Source organism: Rhodococcus sp. ABRD24 (assembly GCF_004328705.1).
Classification (GTDB): Bacteria; Actinomycetota; Actinomycetes; order Mycobacteriales; family Mycobacteriaceae; genus Prescottella.
In genome coordinates this window covers 2,880,533-2,899,242 of record NZ_CP035319.1, presented here as the reverse complement: position 1 = coordinate 2,899,242, position 18,710 = coordinate 2,880,533, and the positions used below count along the sequence as shown (strand labels likewise).

Genomic DNA, 18,710 nt, shown 5'->3' with positions numbered 1-18,710 from the left:
CGAGTGGGCTAGGCCGTGAGGACGCGAGAGCTCGTGAGGGCGAAACCGTTGTACCCCTTGGCTACGACCTCGTCGCAGGTCGCTCGGTAAGTGGGTGCGCCGCCCAGGTACACCATGCAGGCACGGGCTTTGCCGGGAATGTTCGCGCCCATGTACCAGGATTCGGCCTCCGGCATGAGAGTTCCCTGAGCGATTTCGTATACGTGCTCGACCCACTGGTCTTCGGCCTCGAGAGTCGGCTCGATGACATCGATTCCGTTCTCGCTCATGTACTTCATCGCATCGGTGGCGAAGTCGACATGATCTTCGATCGCGAGCGGCATGTTGTAGAGAACCGACGGGCTTTGCGGCCCCGTGACGAGAAACAGGTTGGGAAAACCGTTGACCGCGAGCCCGAGGTAGGTTCGAGGGCCTGCAGCCCACTTGTCGGAGAGCTTCGTGCCCTCACGCCCGACGATTCCCAGGTTCATCAATGGCCCGGTCATGGCGTCGAATCCGGTGGCAAGGACGATGACATCGAGCTCGAAGTCACTGTCGGCGGTGCGAACTCCGGATGCAGTGATCTCCTGGATCGGAGCGCTCTTGACGTCGACAAGCGTGACGTCGTCCTGGTTGTAGACCTCGTAGTAGTTCGTCTCGAGCGGCGGCCGCTTGGTTCCGTAGGCGTGATCCTTGGGGACGAGCAGCTCGGCAACAGCCGGGTTGTCGACGCGCTCGCGGATGCGGTCGCGGATGTAATCGGACACCGTGTCGTTCGCGGCCTTGTCGAAGAGGATGTCTTGGTAGCTGTCGACAAAGAGCTGGAAACCACCGGCGTTCCATCGCTCGTCGAAGGTCCGGCGCCTCTGTTCTGCGGACACCGCGAGCGCCGAGGGCTGAACCTGGGTGTACGGGACACCCAGGAAGTGGTTACGCGAGGCGTCACGAATCTCTGCGTAGTTGGCTTTGACCTCACGCACCATGTCGGGACAGGAAGGCCCGTTGCCGATCGGCGTGGCGTAATTCGGTGTCCGCTGGAAGACAGTCAGGTGGCCTGCCGTCTTCGCAATCTCGGCGATGGCCTGAATTCCGCTCGAACCGGTACCGATGACGCCGACCCGCTTACCTGTGAAGTCGACTGGCTCATGGGGCCAGTTCCCGGTGAGATACACCTCGCCCTTGAAGGATTCGATGCCGTTGAACTCCGGCTTCTTCGGTACCGACAGGTTTCCGGCGCCCGAGATCACGAACTTTGCAGTTGCGGTCGTCCCGTCCTCTGCGCCGATCCGCCACAGAGATTCGTCATCGTCCCAGACCATCGACGTGACACGGGTGTTGAACTGGATGTCTTTGCGCAGGTCGAACCGGTCGGCGACGTGGTTGAGATAGCGGAGAATCTCGGGCTGGGCGGCAAACTTCTCGGTCCACTCCCATTCCTGCTGCAGTTCTGCAGAGAACGAGTAGGAGTAGTGGATGCTCTCGATGTCACAGCGAGCACCGGGATAGCGATTCCAGTACCAGGTTCCGCCTACATCGGAGGCGACGTCGAAGACACGAGCGGACAAGCCCATCCGGTCCCGCAGCTTGTGGAGGGCGTAGAGGCCGGCGAACCCGGCGCCGATGACGATGGCGTCGAAATCGGCAGTGCGCCCATCTGTGGTGCGAGCAGTCATGGTGTGCCTCCCAAGGGATTGGACTGTGTGATCGGTGTCATAGAGTCGTCCTCGAACCTCCCCGGCGCTGGGGGGAGATCACCCCATCGGGTACCTGTGTCACAGATCACGTCGAATACGGGTAGGTCGCTGCAGCAGGATCCGGGCAGCCATGGCACGCCGCACAACACAATCGGTCGGTTTTCGGATCCGAGGGTTGAGCGTGCTGCCGAGGCAGCACACGGCATGGCACGGTTTCCGTCCAATTCACTTGAGCAAGATGCCTGAACGGTCTGCGTCGACCTTGCACAAGATCTAGGATCTCGGGCACGCTGCCTGAGATGCCCGTTCGGCTGTTGCCGTCCTTGGAGACCTCGCGGGTCATCGATAGTGTCAGCCGGACTTCTCCAACAGACCACCAAGAAGTTGAGGCAATGGCCGAACGCAACCCAGAATCAACCCGATGTCGACAAGCGGTCGACCCGTGCGCCGAGCTCGAAGCTGACGGATTCGAGAACGCCCACGAGGTTGGCCGCGGTAAGTACGGGGTTGTTTACAGTTGCTTCCAACGCGCGCTTGACCGAACCGTGGCCGTCAAGGTTCTGGCACCTGGTCTCGACGATGAGCATCTCGAGCACTTTGTCCACGCACATCAGGACATGGGGCGACTGTCCGACCATCCCAACATCGTCAGCATTCTTCAGATCGGAGTGACCGCCACTGGTCGCCCCTACATCGTCATGCCGCAACATCCACAAGGATCGCTCGACACCCGTATTCGGCGGGAGGGACCCGTGCCCTTGGGTGAGACTCTCGATATCGGGGTGAAGCTCGCTGGCGCACTGGAGACCGCGCACCGGGCCGGGGTAGTCCATCAAGGCGTCAAGCCCACGAATGTGATCTTCAGCGAGTACAACGAACCTCAACTCACCGATTTCGGCATCGCTCGCGTCTGCGATGACGTTCGACCGTCTACCAACTTCGAGGCGGCGCCGCAAACCTGTACACCACCAGAACTGATCCCGGCAGAGCCGCCGAGCGTTGCATCGGACGTCTACGATCTGGGAGCTCTGCTTCTCAGCGCTCTCACCGGGTACGCGCAGTTGGAACAACAGAGCGTCGAGCCGTCCCATATCCCGCCCGTGCAGGCCGACACCGTACAGGGTCCAGATCTGAACCTGGATGGGCTACCCGAAGCTGTGCGTAAGGTGATCGAGCGCGCAATGGCGGAGGATCCGGCCGCCCGGCACAGTTCCGCGGCAGAGTTGGGCGACGACCTGCGCAATGCCCAACGCACTTGCGGGCTGACTGTTGGCGAGATGGCACTACCAGCCCTCGCCCGCGATCGCATGGCTGAGCAACCGCCGGCGATTCGCCCCGCTTCGCGACGGCAGAATCCACGCACCAGAGCTGTCCCGCACATCGCGGTGACCAGTTTCGTCGGTAGGAAAAGGCTCCTCTCCGAGGCGCGAACGACACTTGCGGAATCCCGCCTGGTGACGCTGACAGGTCCAGGGGGAGTTGGTAAGACGAGGATCGCTTACGAACTCGCCGAACGCTCCCGCAAGACCTTCCGCGACGGGGTGCGCATCGTCGAGTTGGCGAGTGTCGAAGATGCGTCTCGCGTCGCCGACGCCGTCGTGTCAGCCCTGGCGGTACCGGATCAGTCCAATCGTGAGGCGATCGGCAAACTCATCGACTACTTACACGACCGCCAGATGCTGATTGTGCTCGACAACTGTGAGCATCTTCTCCGGGCGGCGGCCACCATGGTCGCAGAGCTGCTCGTCGAAGCGCGCGGTGTTCGAATCCTTGCCACCAGCAGAGAACCGCTCTCCATCGCCGGTGAGCACATCTACGTGATTCCGCCCCTGTCCACGCCACCGCTGGACGGGCCCTGTACGCCCGACGGTATCGACCATTTCGAGGCGGTACGCCTTCTGATCGACCGGGCCCGCAGCATCACTCCCGAGTTCGAGGTGACCGAGCGGAACGCGAACGCCATCGTGCAATTGTGCAACCGGCTCGACGGAATTCCACTTGCAATCGAACTCGCATCGGCCCGCCTTCGAACCCTGTCCGTAACACAAATCGTCGAGCGCCTCGATCGTCGATTCCAGCTGCTGACCAGCGGAGACCGAGTGGCGTTGCCGCGGCAGCAGACTCTGCGTGCACTCATCGACTGGAGTTACGAACTGTGCACTGAACCCGAAAAGGTCTTGTGGTCAAGGCTTTCCGTGTTTGCAGGCAATTTCGATCTCGAAGCCGCGGAACAAGTATGCGGATTCGGCGACCTCACCCCGGACGTCATACTCGATGTGCTGGACCGATTGGTGGCCAAGTCGATTCTCGTAACCGATCGCGACGGCGAAATCGTCCGATACCGCCAGCTGATGACAGTACGCGAGTATGGTTCCGAAATACTTTCTACCTCAGGCGATTACGCTACCGTCAAACGCCGCCACCGTGACCACTACCTCGATCGCGCCGCGCGGATGGTCGAGACCTGGTGCGGACCGGGCCAAGCGGAAGCATTGGCAGAGACGCGCCGCAATCACTCGAATCTGATCTCCGCACTGGAGTGGTCGACCAACACTCCGGAGGAGTTGGGATCTGCGGCAGAACTTGCAGCGCTCCTTCGATATCACTGGATAGCCGGAGGCTTTCTCAGTGATGGGCGACGGTGCCTCGAAGAGATCCTGGCTGCAATGGTTGATCCCAACCCGCAGCATGGAGAGGCTCTCTGGGTAGCGGCCTGGGTTGCGCTCATCCAAGGGGACCGCAACAGCGCTGCGGCATGGTTGGCCGAGTGTGATGAGTTGGCCCGCAAGAATGACGACCCTCGGCTCGCAACACATGTTGCGCAATGGAAAGCGGAGCACCACCTCTTCTCTGGTGACGCGGCGGGTGCGATCAACCTGCTCGAGCAGGCTCTCACTCGACACGTAGAGCTAGGAGACCTCGCCTCACAACTCACGACCCAGTTCCAGCTGGCCATGGCCCAGACCTACAACGGTCACCACATCGAGGCCTTGCAGACGTGTCGTGATGCCCTGGCACTCAGTAACGGACAGGGCGAAAGGTGGGCACGCTCGTACGCATTGTGGATCAGCGGAGTCTGCCACTGGCATCTCGAGGAATTCGACCGAGCCCAGCAGGACGCCCTCGACGCGCTGTCCATGCAGCACGACTTCAAGGACAGCATCTGCACCGCACTCACCATCGAGCTGCTCTCCTGGATTGCGGCGTCCACATCGAACTTCGACCGGGCAGCTGAACTGGTGGCCGCGGCCGGCGCGGTCTGGAGCAGGCTCGGTACCTCGGTCGAGGCCTTCGGCCCACATCTGCAGCGCGACTCGATCGAGTCGGCGAAGAAGGCAGCGAACGTGCTGGGAAACAAACGGATGACCGAACTGTCGGAGTCGCATCTCAAGCTGGACAAGGATGCCGCTATCGATCTGGCAATCGGCGCCGCCCGAACAGCCGGCCAGCGTCAACCTCACGAGTCGGCCACACCGACGTCACCCTTGACGAAACGAGAGCATGAGATTGCCGCACTGGTCTCCAGGGGACTGAGCAATCGAGCGATCGCCGAATCACTCGTCATCTCGACACGAACAGTCGACGGGCATGTCGAGAGGATCCTCGCCAAGCTCGACTTCACATCGAGAACGCAGATCGCATCATGGCTCGCGAGCAGAACTGCGCTCGCCGGTGAGGACGGCCCGCAGCGCACCTAGTCTCGGCTCTTCACGGGGCCGAGCAGTCCAGAGACTGGTGTTCCCTTCTCGGGGCGAACAATCGGCTGTGCGTGACGTCATCCCGACACGCCACCTCAACCCTTCTCGAGTTGGTCGTTCAGGTCGAGCAATACCTGATAGCGGCGGCTTACGTCGTCGCGATCGGCTGCCTCGGTCACCGTGGCGAGGTTGGCCCGCTGGATCATCGCGGCTTGATCGAGGAGCACCTGCCGACGTTCGAGCACATCCGTCTTCCCGAGGATCTTGGCAAGTGCATCGAGTTGACGGATCATCACAGCAGGCATACCTCCGCTGGCCTGACGGATCTTCTCGAAGGCGCGTTGCACAAGCCGGTCGTACTCGGGCTGGTAGGTGATCAGACGGATGCGTCCGTCACGATCGCGGCGGATCCGTCTCGGCTGCCAGTCGGTGGTGATCCGACACAGGCCGTCGCTGAGCCAGTCGATGCAGTTCAGCGCGGTGAAGGTGTCGTTGACGGCGGGAGAGAGGGCACGCAAAGCTATTTCGACGAGCTGGTCGACCGCGAAGGACACGTCCTGAGTCAGCGTGCGGTACGGCCCGGTGACGTGCCCACGCTCGAGATGCTCGGCAACTTGGCCAGCCGCTTCCGCCGGCCACACGTGGGCGAGGACATGCCCACGGACGAGGAAGTGCCCGGGCCGATAGGGCAGGTGGATGACGGCTCCGGCGTCGGTCGCGATCTGCACCAGCGTTTCGTGCCGGATGAACTGTAGGTAGCCGCTACGTGGGGTGTAGACGACGGCGCCGCTCTCATGGATCAAGGCCAGCGATTCCTCCACGGACGGGCCGCTGCGGCACTGGTCCTCCGTGGCATCGCTCTGAACATCGATCTCCTCGGATAGATCGGCTGCGATACCCGCAATGACTTGTGGCAGTTGGATGGTCGTGGTGATGTGGTTTATGAAGTAGATCAGAACTGCGAGATCGGTAACCGTCAATGCAAGCGCGACCGTGACGGACAGGTGTGGCACAAAGTCGCCGTGCGGCCCCGGACTGATCGAGACCAGCACCATGACGGCGTAGAGGAAGGTGGCCACGAACGTGCCCAGGGTCAACTGCGTTCCGCGGTCGCGGATGAAGTTGCGCAACATGCGCGGACCGAACTGGGTGGAAGCGAGGGTCAGCGCGACGATCGTGATCGAGAACACGACGCCGACCACCGTGATCAGCGCGGCCGCGATGGTGGTCAGAGTCTGCCGGGCCGCATCCGCGGTGCCACTCACCACCCAGGACGGCCATGCCGTATCGCTGGAGTAGACCGCCCGGTCGAGCGCCTGCGTCACGCCGAAGAGCCCGATGACGACGATCGCCTCGATAGCCGGTACCAGCCACAGGTTGGTGCGCAACGCCTCCCGACGCCAATCGGCTTCGAGATAGGCCCCGCCGCGTACCGGGAATGGCCGCAAAATTCTTCGCATTGCACGCCTTGATGGTCGAAGGAGTAACTGTTCGCCGACCAGACTTCCCGGCTCGCCATGTTCGGCGAGCTTAACTCACTGGGACCACCTCCTCGCGAGCACCGATACACAGCCTTCCCAGATCACCGACAAGGTCCGTCCAGCCTCGCGGTGCCCGGGGTCACTGTGGTGCACGCCGTACTGATTCGAGAAGCGCGCCCTGACCTGGCTACGGGATCAGAACATCGGGATTGAGGATGTTGGATGGATCGATTGCTTGCTTGATGCGCCGGTGCAGCGATAGGAGTTCCGGTGCCACGCTGGCTGCCAGAGCGGCTCTCTTCTGACGGCCAATACCGTACTCGGTCGAAATGGTGCCACCGAGTGCAGCAACGAGTTCATGAACTTCCCTTCTCGCCACCGCTGCAGCGACAGCGGCGGATTCGTTGCCGTGGGGGTAGCTCAGGACTGGGTGGGTCAGTTCATCGGCAGCATGTGTGCAACTGACGATGGTCGTGCGATTCCGCTCCGCTATTGCTGCTAGGCCCTCGGTCAACGCCGAGAGATGTCGATTTGGTACCGCTACGTCGTCACTGATCACCACTCCGGCCTTCTCGAGCGCCTCATAGATCGCATGACGCGGGCGATCGAACAGCTCCCCTTCGAACCGGTCGTCGGTCTTGAAGACAGCTGTGCTGTTGAGTTTTTCGCAGATCTTCTCCATCCTGGCCACCTCACTCTCCGCTGCTGCGCCCGCATCGGAGCATGCAATCAGCAGCGCTCCTGCCGTCCGGTCGAGATCCATCCTGAGGAAGTCCTCTGCCACATTGACAGCGGCGTTGTCCATGATCTCGAGCTGGGACGGCCGGAGAGCAACCGCAATATCGTGCGAGGCAGCAGCTGCTTCGCGCATGTGCGGGAAGTAGGCAACCAGAGTGTGCGCCGGAGAGGGATGAGGGACGAGACGCAGTGTGATGCTGGTGATCACCCCGAGGGTCCCCTCGCTTCCGACGAAGAGCTTCGCCAACGCCAAACCAGGTGAATCCTTCACACGAGCCCCACCGAGCTCAACGGCTGAACCATCGGCGAGAACAACCGTCATACCCAATACATAGTCACTGGTAACACCGTATTTCGCACAGCACGGCCCGCCCGCATTGGTCGCCACATTGCCGCCGATCGAGCAGATCTCGTACGACGACGGATCCGGGGGATAGAACAAACCAGCGGCGGCGGCAGCCAACTTGACGTCGACAGTGAGAGCTCCTGGCTCGACGACAGCAGTCCGTGATGCCGGGTCGACATTGATGGCGGTCATCCGCTCGAGGCTGAGGGTGATGGCTCCGTCGATAGCCGTGGAACCCCCGACCACGCTGGTTCCCGATCCACGGGGTACCACCGGAATGCCGTATTCGTTGGCGAACCTGAGCACTTCCTCGACTTCCGCCCTGTCGGCGGCGCGGACAACTGCCGCAGGCGTTCCGGAATCCGGATCAAAACTCCAATCCTGCCGATAGGACTCGAGCAAGTCAGGATCTGTGAGCAGAGAGCCCGGTGACAGTCGATGTGCGAGTACGTTCAAATTCTCGATGCCATGCATGCTCGGCACGATATCCCGATCGATGGCCAAAATTTCGACTAAATGTGTTGCAAGTCACCAAAGTTGGAGGAGATCTCAACACATATCTCGATCGGACCACTCCCCCGAGCTGGTCCGGCGGCGATGCCCCGAGAACTCGACTCGAGATCCGCTCCACTCGGCAGCCGTTCCATTCTTGCCTAATCCTCAGCGTGACAACGCTACTCGTGACAATCAGCTGAGGCGATGTCTCCGCAGCAGTCCAGTCGAGCTTCTCGACACACAGGCGGAACGGGATTCTCGCCGCAGACTTGACCTCAACCGCTGTTGAAGTTCTAGCGTAGCGCCCATGACGTATGTGATTGCACTGCCATGCGTGGATCTCAAAGACAAGGCGTGCATCGAGGAATGCCCTGTCGACTGCATCTACGAGGGCGGACGGATGCTCTACATCCATCCTGACGAATGTGTGGATTACGGTGCATGCGAACCAGTTTGCCCAGTTGAAGCCATATTCTACGAAGACGATCTTCCTGCCGATTTCGCCTCCTACTACACCGCGAATGTCGACTTCTTCGCCAGCCTCGGCTCGCCAGGAGGTGGCACCCGGAAAGGTCCGATCCATCGCGATCACCCCATCGTCGCGGCGGTCCAGCCGAAGACGCCAGACTGAGCGCGCTCAGAACTTCCGAGGAGCTGCACCTTGACGTCGCTGTCGTCTCCACCCCTTCACGTCGCCGTCGTCGGAGCCGGACCCGCCGGCATCCATGCGGCCGGCGTCCTCTCCCATCTTGCGCCGCGCACGAAGATCGACCTTATCGAGCTCCTTCCAGCCCCCTACGGGCTTGTCCGGTACGGGGTTTCGCCCGACCATCCGAGAATCAAGAAGATTGTCGAATCGCTCCACGGCGTGCTCGACGGCAGCAACATTCGCCTGTTGTGCAACATCGAGATCGGAACCGAAATCACCGTCGACGAACTGCGCGATGCCTACGACGCTGTCATCATCGCCACCGGCGCCTCCCGCGATGCGACGCTGGACATCCCCGGTATCCGACTACCCGGATCGTTCGGCGCAGCCGACTTCGTCTCCTGGTACAACGGGCATCCGGACGCACACACCACGTGGCCACTGAGCGCCGAGTCGGTGGCCGTGATCGGCGCGGGCAACGTCGCCTTGGATGTGACCCGGATGCTGATCAAGCACGCGCATACGTTGTCCGATACCGACGTTTCCGACAGGGTGTACCAAGACCTCGCGGCGAACCCGATTCGTGACGTCCACCTGTTCGCCCGGCGCGGCCCCGCCGACGTCCGCTTCTCGCCGATAGAGCTTCGCGAACTCGGTGACCAGCTCGACGTCGACGTGATAGTGAATCCTGCTGATCTCGAATCGAATCCGCACCTCGACCGGATGACGCGGCAGTTCACCCCGGTCCACCACATCGTGGAGACCATGCGCGAGTGGTCCCGCATCCCGGCAGACCGGCGCACGGCATCACGGCGGGTGTACCTGCACTTCCACCACGCTCCGGCTGCAGTCCTCGGCGCCGACACCGTCGAGGGTCTGCGCACCGAGGTCATGGCCCCTGACGGATACGGGCACGCATTCGGATCCGGCGAGTTCGTCGAGCATGACGTGCAGGCGGTCTACCGCGCCGTCGGGTACGCGAGCACAGCACTGGCTGGCGTCCCGTTCGATCATGCCTCCAACACCGTCCCACACGTCGCGGGCGCTGTCGTCGACAATCACGGCAATCACGTTCCCGGGCTTTACACGACGGGATGGATCAAGCGCGGCCCCGTCGGGCTGATCGGGTCGACGAAGTCCGACGCCCGCCAGACCGTTGACACCCTGCTCGCGCGGGTCGCCGCCGACGCTCGTCCGCGCCTCGACAGGCAGGGCGTCGACGGCCTACTCCGGGACCGCAACCTTCGGACGGTCGACTGGGACGGCTGGCTCCGGATCGACTCCGCAGAAAGAGAACTCGGCGCAGCGTGTGGCCGGGATCGCATCAAAATCGTCGAACGCGACGAACTGGTCACTATCGGCACGCAACCACGAGATCAAACATAGCGGGTCGGTGTGCGCAACGGGGTCGACACCCTGGCGGAGGCGGCAATCCGGACGCGGAACGGCCAGCCCTGGCCACTCTCACGAAATCCCGCGCCGGTGCATGAAACACTGCAATACATGCGCGGAATCATCCTGGCCGGCGGCACGGGCAGCCGACTGCACCCGATCACGCTCGGTGTGAGCAAGCAGCTTGTGCCGGTCTATGACAAGCCGATGATCTACTACCCGCTCACCACGCTCCTATTGGCCGGGATCCGCGACATCCTGATCATCACCACCCCCGGCGACGCCGAGCAGTTCCGTCTACTCCTCGGCGACGGGTCCCGCTTCGGGATTTCGCTGAGCTATCAGGTGCAGGCCGAACCGAACGGTCTCGCGCAGGCCTTCGTGCTCGGCGCCGACCACATCGGCACCGACTCCGTCGCGCTCGTCTTGGGTGACAACATCTTCTACGGCCCTGGCCTGGGCACGACGCTCACCCGCTTCCACCACGTCAAAGGCGGCGCCGTGTTCGGCTACTGGGTGTCCGAACCCCGCGCGTACGGCGTCATCGAGTTCGACGACGACGGGATGGCAGTCTCACTGGAGGAGAAGCCGGCGACGCCGCGCTCCAACTATGCGGTGCCGGGGCTGTACTTCTACGACAACGACGTCGTGTCCATCGCCCGCGACCTCGAGCCGTCCGCGCGTGGCGAATACGAGATCACCGACGTCAACCGGACATATCTCGAGGCCGGACGGCTGCAGGTCGAGGTTCTTCCGCGTGGCACTGCTTGGTTGGATACCGGCACATTCGACTCGTTGCTCGACGCGTCCAACTACGTGCGGACCATCGAGCAGCGGCAGGGTCTCAAGATCGGCGTGCCCGAGGAGGTCGCGTGGCGACGCGGCTTCATTTCCGACGACGAGCTGCGTGAGCGCGCCGAACCGCTGGTCAAGTCCGGCTACGGCACGTACCTGCTGGCACTGCTCGACCGCGGTAGAGAATGGTGATCATGGATTATCGGGAATTGAAGGTTCCAGGAGCGTGGGAGATCACGCCCCGACAGTTCAGCGACGACCGAGGGCTGTTCCTCGAGTGGTTCAAGGAGCCCGGATTCTCGGATGCCACCGGCCGGACACTGGATCTGCAGCAGGCGAACTGCTCGGTATCCGCAGCGGGTGTACTGCGCGGCGTGCACTTCGCCGACGCCTCGCCCGGGCAGGCCAAGTACGTCACATGCGTAAATGGCGCGGTGCTCGACGTCGTGGTCGATTTACAGGTCGGCTCGCCCACGTTCGGGCAGTGGGATTCGATCCTGCTCGACGACATCGACCGGCGAGCGAGCTTCATCTCCGAAGGTCTCGGCCACGCTTTCCTGTCCCTCGAGGACGGCTCGACCGTGGTGTACATGTGTTCGACGGGTTACAACCCCGAGCGCGAGCACGAGGTGAGCCCACTGGATCCGGAAATCGGCATCGACTGGCCCACAGTCGGACGCGACGGCACCCCACTGCAATGGAAGCTGTCGGACAAGGATCTTGCCGCACCCACACTGCGACAGGCTCTGGACTCGGGTCTGCTGCCGCAGAACGAGGAGGGGGTGCACTGACTCGGTGACCGCGAATCGTCTGCGCCGCAGTGTTTTCAGTGCTGCTCTGGCAGTGCTCGCGGCCGCAGGCCTCGCGCTCGTGGCAATTCCGCTCGAACACGGCACTATCGACGCTTCGCCGCCGGCTGCCGTCGTCGCACCCGCGCCACCATCGGCGATTGCGCTCAGCCCCGAGGAGATCTCGAACCGGGTGGTTCCCACCATCGTGACCATCACCGCCACGTCGGGATTCACTGAGATGGCCGGCACTGGGATCGTGCTCAGCCCGGACGCCGTGGTGCTCACCAACCACCATGTGATCGACGGCGGATCGGACATCACGGCAACGAGCATGCACGACAAGGCGAAGTATGCCGTCGAAGTACTCGGATACGACAGCTCCCGAGATCTCGCGGTGCTGCGGCTCACCGGGGCGAAGGGCCTGCCCGCGGCCGTCCTGGGATCGTCGAATGCGGTCCGGGTCGGCGACGCCGTCACGGCGATCGGAAACGCCGAGGGCGGTGGAGTTCCGGTATCCGCACCCGGCGCCGTCACCCGCCTGGGCGTGGCGGTGACGACCCGAAATACGACGGACGGCTCCCGCAACCAGCTGTCCGGCCTGATCGAAGTCGATGCGAACGTTCGGCCGGGCGACTCCGGCGGCCCACTCGTCGACGCTCTCGGCAACGTGATCGGTGTCAGCAGTGCGGGCAATGCAGTCGACGGCCACGCCGAGAATGCGCCCACACCCAAGTCGTTTGCCATCCCCATCGGCGCCGCAATGCCGCTCGTCGACCAGATTCTCGCCGGCCGCTCGTCCGAGACCGTGCACATCGGTCCAACCCCGCTGCTGGGCGTCAGCGTCCGCGATCACCGCGGCCCGCAGTCCCCCGGACCCTCCGGCGCGCAGGTCGCCGCCGTCGGGTATCGAAGTCCCGCTGAGGGAGTCGGGCTGGCGCGCGGCGATGTGATCACCGAGTTCGACGGCGTGCCGATCCGGGCCGCCGCCGATCTGACCACCCGGATGATCGCCCTGCACCCCGGGGACGCCGTGAAACTCCGATGGATCGACGGAGCCGGGCTTGAACGGGTGGAATCCGTCGTACTGGCGGAGGGGCCGCCGCACTAGTAGATCCGGAACCTAACCGCCGATGCCGAGCCTGCCGGCAAGCCGCTGCAGGTAGGCCACCACCTGCGCCTCCTCCGCGTCAGGCGTTCCGAACATCGCCTCACTGACCCCGAGTTCCTCCCAGCGGGCCAGCCTGTCGGCATCCGGCTTGCCGGAGAGCACCACGATCTCGGGCCGCCCGGAACGTCCAGCGTCGATCCAGATCGTGTTCAACAGCGCGACGTTCTCCTCGATGTCTCGCTCGATCGGCGTGGTGATCCAGCCATCCGCAGACCGGGCGATCCACGCGAACGTCTTCTCCGACGCGCCGGCGCCGACCAGGACGGGCGGGCGCGGCTGCTGGATCGGCTTGGGCCACGCCCAACTGGAGTCGAACTTCACGAACTGCCCGTCGTACGACGCCTCCTCCTTCGTCCACAACGCATTCATCGCCTCGAGGTACTCACGCAGCGCGGTGCGGCGCTTCTTGGGATCGATACCGTGGTCGGCGAGTTCCTCGGTGTTCCAGCCGTATCCGACACCGAACGTGACGCGCCCGCCGGACAGGTGATCGAGCGAGGCAATAGTCTTCGCCAGCGTGATGGGGTCGTGCTCGAGCGGCAGCGCCACCGACGTACCCAGCCGGATCCGGGAGGTCACCGCCGCCGCAGTCGCGAGCGCTACCCACGGATCAAGGGTGCGCATGTAACGGTCGTCGGGCAGCGCCTCGCTGTCGGTGCCGGGGTAGTTCGACTCTCGGTTGACCGGGATGTGCGTGTGTTCGGGCACGTACAGCGCGTCGAAGCCGCAGCCCTCCACGGCTCGCGCCGCAGCCGCCGGGGTGATCCCCCGGTCGCTGGTGAACAGGCTGATGCCGTAGCGCACGATCTGGCTCCTCCACGTCGAATGACCGCCAGAAATGTAACCTGTTCCGGTTCGATCCGGGAGGGTTTCCAGACAAGCGTCCAGTCATCGGCCGATCTTGAAGATCACCGCACGCTGGACCACGAAGTTGATGACCGTCGCGGTGCCCTGAGCGATGACGAAGGCCAGCGGAATCCGCCACCATTCGTCCGGAAAGACGTCGTTCATCACGGCATTGAGGCCCACCTGCACCGCGAACGTCACGGCGTACAGCACCACAACCGCGACGAAGCGCGCCCGATTGGGCTCGGCCTTGAACGTCCAGCGACGGTTGATGAGGTAGGCCGTCGTGGTGCCGGCGATGAAGCCGATGGCCTTCGCGATGTCGCGCGGCAGCCCGAGCGCGAGCATCAGTACGTACAACCCGAAGTCCACGACGGCGGACAGTCCGCCGGTGAGCACGAAGCGCACGATCTGCGTCTTCAGGTCCGGCGCATCGTCGGCGATGGACTCGGTGACGGGGATCTCGACCGGCAGCGGGACGTGCGGCTCGTCGGCGTGGGGGGTTCCGGGCACGCACCGAGCGTAGGCGACCGCGCGCACCGATCCGGTCGTGACATCCGGCACACGGAGTAGACCTCGAGTGCACTAGAGGTTGCAAGATCAAGTCCATGACCGTTTACACGCTGCCCGAACTCCCCTACGACTACGCCGCCCTCGAGCCGCACATCTCCGGCAAGATCATGGCCCTGCACCACGACAAGCACCACGCCGCCTACGTCGCCGGCGCCAACACCGCCCTCGACAAGCTCGCCGAACTCCGCGAAGCCGACGCCCTCGCCCCCGTGGTCAACCTCCACGAGAAGAACCTCGCCTTCCACCTCGGCGGCCACACCAACCACAGCGTGTTCTGGAACAACCTCTCCCCCGACGGCGGAGACAAGCCCGAAGGCGAACTCGCCGCCGCCATCGACGACCAGTTCGGCAGCTTCGACGCCTTCCGCAGCCACTTCTCCGCCAACGCCAACGCCATCCAAGGCTCCGGCTGGTCCATCCTCGCCTGGGACTCCATCGGCCAGCGCATGATCATCGTCCAGCTCTACGACCAGCAGGGCAACATCAGCATCGGCCTCACCCCCCTGCTCATGCTCGACATGTGGGAACACGCCTTCTACCTCGACTACCAGAACGTCAAGGGCGACTACGTCAACGCCTTCTGGAACATCGTCAACTGGAACGACGTCGCCACCCGCTTCGCCGCCGCCCGCACCCAGACCGCCGGACTCATCGTCCCCGCCTGACCCGTCCCCCACTCCCGCGTTTTGCGCACTTATCGCGCTTCCGGACCCCGGAAACGCGCGATAAGTGCGCAAAACGAGGATAAAGAAGTTGTGGAACGGCACACGCGTGCCGGGGCAGGGGCACTACCGCCAGGTAGCCTCGTATCCGATGTCCACGACAGCAGAAGAGACGGCTCACGAGCCGCTCCCCACGCAAACCCGCACCCTCACCGGATGGGGACGCACCGCGCCCACCACCGCCCAGGTGCTGTCCACACCCGACGTCGAGCTGATCGCCAAGGCGGTCGCCCAGGTGGCGGAGCAGAACGAGTCGAAGCCCGCATACCTGCGGCGAGGCGTCATCGCGCGCGGCCTGGGCCGCTCGTATGGCGACCCTGCGCAGAACGCCGGCGGACTCGTTGTCGACATGAACGCGTTGAAGCGGATCCACAACATCGACGCCGACACCCACATGGTGACGGTGGACGCCGGTGTGAACCTGGATCAGCTGATGCGCGCGGCACTGCCATTCGGGCTGTGGGTTCCGGTGCTACCGGGCACCCGCCAGGTCACGGTTGCCGGCGCGATCGCGTCCGACATCCACGGCAAGAACCATCACAGCGCCGGTAGCTTCGGCAATCACGTGCGCTCGATGGATCTACTCACCGCGGACGGCCAGGTGCGCACCCTCACCCCGGCCGGCCGGAACTCGAAGCTGTTCTGGGCCACGGTCGGTGGCATGGGCCTGACGGGCATCATCCTCAAGGCCACTATCGAGATGACACCGACGGAGACCGCATACTTCATCGCGGACAGCCGACGCACGGCCGACCTCGACGAAACCATCGCCCTGCACAGCGACGGCAGCGAGGAAAACTACGACTATTCGAGCGCGTGGTTCGACGCGATCTCGCCCGAGCCCAAGCTGGGCCGGGCCGCGGTCTCACGTGGCAGCCTCGCCAAGCTGGATCAGCTACCGAAGAAGCTGCAGAAAGACCCGCTCAAGTTCGACGCCCCAACGTTGCTCACGCTGCCGGACGTCTTCCCCAACGGTCTCGCAAACAAGTTCAACTTCTCGGTGATCGGCGAGCTGTACTACCGGAAGACGAAGAACGCGGACAACCAGATCCAGAACCTGACGCAGTTCTACCACCCGTTGGATCTGTTCGGGGAGTGGAACCGCGGCTACGGCTCCAACGGATTCCTGCAGTACCAGTTCGTGGTGCCGCCGGAGGCCGTCGGCGAGTTCAAGCAGATCATCCGCGACATCCAGTCGTCCGGGCATCACTCGTTCCTCAACGTGTTCAAGCTGTTCGGCGAGGGCAACAAGGCACCGCTGAGCTTCCCCATGGCCGGCTGGAACATCTGCGTCGACTTCCGGATCAAGCCGGGACTCAACGAGTTCGTCACTGAACTCGATAAGCGCGTGCTCGAGTTCGGCGGCCGGCTGTACACCGCGAAGGACTCGCGGACCACGGCCGAGACGTTCCATGCGATGTACCCGCGGATCGACGAGTGGATCAAGGTCCGCCGATCCATCGACCCCACAGGCGTTTTCGCCTCCGACATGTCCAGAAGGTTGGAACTGCAATGACAATGGGAGCTGAAGCTCGGTGATCAACGCTGTCGGAAACCCCCAGACCCTGCTGCTCCTCGGAGGCACGTCCGAGATCGGCCTGGCAATCTGCGAGGAATACCTCAAGAAGTCGCCGCTGCGCGTCATTCTCGCTGCGCTGCCGAACGATCCGGGTCGCGACGCCGCCGTCGCACAGATGAAGGCCGCGGGCGCCACCCAGGTCGACGTCATCGACTTCGACGCGCTCGACACCGAGAGCCACCCCAAGGTGATCGACGAGGCCTTCTCGAACGGTGACGTGGACGTCGCGATCGTCGCGTTCGCCCTCGACGGCGACGCTGAGGAGCTGTGGCAGAACCAGCGCAAGGCCGTGCTGGTCGCGAACGTCAACTACACCGCATCCGTCTCGGTCGGTGTGCTCGTCGGCGAGAAGATGAAGGCGCAGGGCTTCGGCCGCATCATCGCGATGTCGTCGGTGGCCGGTGAGCGCGTCAAACGCGCCAACTTCGTCTACGGCTCCACCAAGGCCGGCCTCGACGGCTTCTACCTGGGCCTGGGCGAGGCGCTGGCCCCGTTCGGTCCCAAGGTGACCGTCGTGCGACCGGGCATGGTGCGCACCAAGTTCAGCGCGCATGTCAAGGAAGCCCCGCTGACCGTGAACAAGGAAGACGTGGCCGCGCTGGCGGTTGCCGGCTCCGACAAGGGCAAGGAAATCGTCTGGACCCCGGGTCCGTGGCGCTTCGTGATGATGGCCCTGCGGCACGTCCCGCGTGCCATCTTCCGCAAGCTGCCGATCTAGTTCCCGCGTTTTGCGCACCTGTCGCTGTTCCCCGCGCCTCCAGGGAGCAACGAGTGCGCAAAACGCGGGTATCTAGGCTGCCTCCCAGGCAGCCAGCACCGTTCGGATGCCCGTCACGAGGGCCAACGGCTGATCGATCATCGTGTGGTGTCCGGCGGCGGGAATTTCTGCGATCAGCGCGGACGGCCCGAACCGCGCCCGCATGTGTGTCATCAGTTCAGGAGAGACGATGCCGTTCTCGGCGCGGAAGTAGGCCAGACGGCACCGCGGCGATGCCTCGACGAGGATGTCGCCGCCCGATCGGGTGAAGACCGCCGGATCGAACTTCCACGACCAGCCGCCCTCGACGTCCACCAGTGACGTCTCGGCGACATGCTCTCGCACGCACGGGACGGCCGCGTTCTGCTGCGGCACGAACCGGAATCGTGCCAGTGCCTCCTCGCGATCGGTGTAGAGCTTCTTCGGTCCGAACGCCGCCTTACGGCGGGCCGCCTCCTCCTCGGGTGTCCGCTGCCGGATGGGCGAGTCGATGATCTGCACCCCGGCCAGCCGATCGCCGTACAGGTGCGCGGCGACGTACGCGACGATGCCACCCATGCTGTGACCCACCAGCACCGGAGCACCGGCGATGCCCGACACCTCCGCAACCGACACCACCTCGTGTGCCCACTGATCCAGCGAGTAGTACTCGCGGGTATCGCTGTCACCGTGCCCACTCAGGTCCAGTGCGACGACGCGACGATCGCCGGCCAGCTGCGGGCCGATGTGATCCCACCAGCGCGAGTGCGCCGCGCCGCCGTGGATCAGCACCAGCCCGGGCCGACCCGACTCACCCCAGGCCCGAAAGTGCACACCGACGCCGTCTACCTCGACGCTGCCGGTATCGACCGGTGCGGCCAGCGCATCGATGAACCACTTCGGCGGCGATACCTGCTCATCACTCATCCCTCGAACCTACTGAAAGCGAATCCGGGTCTTGCACCCAAGTAAGCTCGGCCCGTGTCGCAATCAGGTGCCGCCCCCGTCGAAGAGTCGCGAGTCGCCCC

Annotated in this window: 15 protein-coding genes; 9 read left to right on the top strand and 6 right to left on the bottom strand. The window is 63.7% G+C overall.

What is annotated here, in order from left to right:
* Positions 1 to 8: 8 nt before the first annotated feature.
* Positions 9 to 1,652, bottom strand: a complete 1,644-nt coding sequence (locus ERC79_RS12730) for an NAD(P)/FAD-dependent oxidoreductase (RefSeq protein ID WP_131578673.1) — start codon at positions 1,650 to 1,652, stop codon at positions 9 to 11.
* A gap of 413 nt (positions 1,653 to 2,065) precedes the next feature.
* Between ERC79_RS12730 and ERC79_RS12725 the strand changes: the two genes are divergently transcribed.
* The gene (locus tag ERC79_RS12725; RefSeq protein WP_165497105.1) at positions 2,066 to 5,371 is read left to right on the top strand and encodes a protein kinase; all 3,306 of its coding nucleotides are present in this window, start codon (positions 2,066 to 2,068) and stop codon (positions 5,369 to 5,371) included.
* A gap of 95 nt (positions 5,372 to 5,466) precedes the next feature.
* Here the strand turns inward: ERC79_RS12725 and ERC79_RS12720 are convergent, their stop codons facing one another.
* Entirely contained in the window at positions 5,467 to 6,831 is a 1,365-nt protein-coding gene (locus ERC79_RS12720) for a DUF2254 domain-containing protein (RefSeq protein ID WP_131578669.1), read from the bottom strand.
* Positions 6,832 to 7,039: 208 nt separating this feature from the next.
* The gene (locus ERC79_RS12715; protein WP_131578667.1) at positions 7,040 to 8,410 is read right to left on the bottom strand and encodes an FAD-binding oxidoreductase; all 1,371 of its coding nucleotides are present in this window, start codon (positions 8,408 to 8,410) and stop codon (positions 7,040 to 7,042) included.
* A gap of 328 nt (positions 8,411 to 8,738) precedes the next feature.
* On the opposite strand from ERC79_RS12715, the gene fdxA reads away from it, so the two are divergent.
* The 5 genes from fdxA to ERC79_RS12690 all read left to right on the top strand — a co-directional run bounded on the left by fdxA (position 8,739) and on the right by ERC79_RS12690 (position 13,166).
* On the top strand, positions 8,739 to 9,062 hold the full coding sequence (gene fdxA, locus ERC79_RS12710) for a ferredoxin (RefSeq protein WP_131578665.1): 324 nt from the start codon (positions 8,739 to 8,741) through the stop codon (positions 9,060 to 9,062).
* Positions 9,063 to 9,092: 30 nt separating this feature from the next.
* Positions 9,093 to 10,466, top strand: a complete 1,374-nt coding sequence (locus tag ERC79_RS12705) for an FAD-dependent oxidoreductase (RefSeq protein ID WP_207390312.1) — start codon at positions 9,093 to 9,095, stop codon at positions 10,464 to 10,466.
* Positions 10,467 to 10,583: 117 nt separating this feature from the next.
* On the top strand, positions 10,584 to 11,459 hold the full coding sequence (rfbA, locus tag ERC79_RS12700) for a glucose-1-phosphate thymidylyltransferase RfbA (RefSeq protein ID WP_131578663.1): 876 nt from the start codon (positions 10,584 to 10,586) through the stop codon (positions 11,457 to 11,459).
* A gap of 2 nt (positions 11,460 to 11,461) precedes the next feature.
* Positions 11,462 to 12,058: a dTDP-4-dehydrorhamnose 3,5-epimerase gene (gene rfbC, locus ERC79_RS12695; protein ID WP_131578661.1), complete on the top strand. Its 597-nt coding sequence runs from the start codon at positions 11,462 to 11,464 to the stop codon at positions 12,056 to 12,058.
* A 4-nt stretch (positions 12,059 to 12,062) separates the two neighbouring features.
* Complete coding sequence (locus ERC79_RS12690; protein ID WP_131578659.1) at positions 12,063 to 13,166, top strand: trypsin-like peptidase domain-containing protein; 1,104 nt, start codon at positions 12,063 to 12,065, stop codon at positions 13,164 to 13,166.
* A 12-nt stretch (positions 13,167 to 13,178) separates the two neighbouring features.
* Here the strand turns inward: ERC79_RS12690 and ERC79_RS12685 are convergent, their stop codons facing one another.
* Both ERC79_RS12685 and ERC79_RS12680 read right to left on the bottom strand, forming a co-directional pair.
* Entirely contained in the window at positions 13,179 to 14,030 is an 852-nt protein-coding gene (locus ERC79_RS12685) for an LLM class F420-dependent oxidoreductase (protein ID WP_131578657.1), read from the bottom strand.
* 84 nt (positions 14,031 to 14,114) lie between these two features.
* Positions 14,115 to 14,585: a GtrA family protein gene (locus ERC79_RS12680; protein ID WP_131578655.1), complete on the bottom strand. Its 471-nt coding sequence runs from the start codon at positions 14,583 to 14,585 to the stop codon at positions 14,115 to 14,117.
* A 95-nt stretch (positions 14,586 to 14,680) separates the two neighbouring features.
* Here ERC79_RS12680 and ERC79_RS12675 point away from each other — a divergent pair, with 95 nt between their 5' ends.
* From ERC79_RS12675 to ERC79_RS12665, 3 genes are all read left to right on the top strand, one after another.
* Positions 14,681 to 15,310: a superoxide dismutase gene (locus tag ERC79_RS12675; RefSeq protein WP_131578653.1), complete on the top strand. Its 630-nt coding sequence runs from the start codon at positions 14,681 to 14,683 to the stop codon at positions 15,308 to 15,310.
* Positions 15,311 to 15,458: 148 nt separating this feature from the next.
* Positions 15,459 to 16,883 (top strand): FAD-binding oxidoreductase, encoded by a 1,425-nt coding sequence (locus tag ERC79_RS12670; RefSeq protein WP_131578651.1) that lies wholly within the window; start codon positions 15,459 to 15,461, stop codon positions 16,881 to 16,883.
* Between the two features lie 19 nt (positions 16,884 to 16,902).
* Entirely contained in the window at positions 16,903 to 17,664 is a 762-nt protein-coding gene (locus ERC79_RS12665; protein ID WP_131578649.1) for a decaprenylphospho-beta-D-erythro-pentofuranosid-2-ulose 2-reductase, read from the top strand.
* A gap of 72 nt (positions 17,665 to 17,736) precedes the next feature.
* Here the strand turns inward: ERC79_RS12665 and ERC79_RS12660 are convergent, their stop codons facing one another.
* Positions 17,737 to 18,609, bottom strand: coding sequence for an alpha/beta hydrolase (locus ERC79_RS12660; protein WP_131578648.1), 873 nt, complete (start codon positions 18,607 to 18,609; stop codon positions 17,737 to 17,739).
* Positions 18,610 to 18,710 lie beyond the last annotated feature (101 nt).

Coding starts and splice junctions, on each gene's coding strand:
- ERC79_RS12660 (WP_131578648.1), bottom strand. CDS start 18,609: ATGAGTGATGAGCAGGTATCGCCGCCGAAGTGGTTCATCGATGCGCTG.
- rfbA (WP_131578663.1), top strand. CDS start 10,584: ATGCGCGGAATCATCCTGGCCGGCGGCACGGGCAGCCGACTGCACCCG.
- fdxA (WP_131578665.1), top strand. CDS start 8,739: ATGACGTATGTGATTGCACTGCCATGCGTGGATCTCAAAGACAAGGCG.
- ERC79_RS12725 (WP_165497105.1), top strand. CDS start 2,066: ATGGCCGAACGCAACCCAGAATCAACCCGATGTCGACAAGCGGTCGAC.
- rfbC (WP_131578661.1), top strand. CDS start 11,462: ATGGATTATCGGGAATTGAAGGTTCCAGGAGCGTGGGAGATCACGCCC.
- ERC79_RS12720 (WP_131578669.1), bottom strand. CDS start 6,831: ATGCGAAGAATTTTGCGGCCATTCCCGGTACGCGGCGGGGCCTATCTC.
- ERC79_RS12730 (WP_131578673.1), bottom strand. CDS start 1,652: ATGACTGCTCGCACCACAGATGGGCGCACTGCCGATTTCGACGCCATC.
- ERC79_RS12670 (WP_131578651.1), top strand. CDS start 15,459: ATGTCCACGACAGCAGAAGAGACGGCTCACGAGCCGCTCCCCACGCAA.
- ERC79_RS12715 (WP_131578667.1), bottom strand. CDS start 8,410: ATGCATGGCATCGAGAATTTGAACGTACTCGCACATCGACTGTCACCG.
- ERC79_RS12675 (WP_131578653.1), top strand. CDS start 14,681: ATGACCGTTTACACGCTGCCCGAACTCCCCTACGACTACGCCGCCCTC.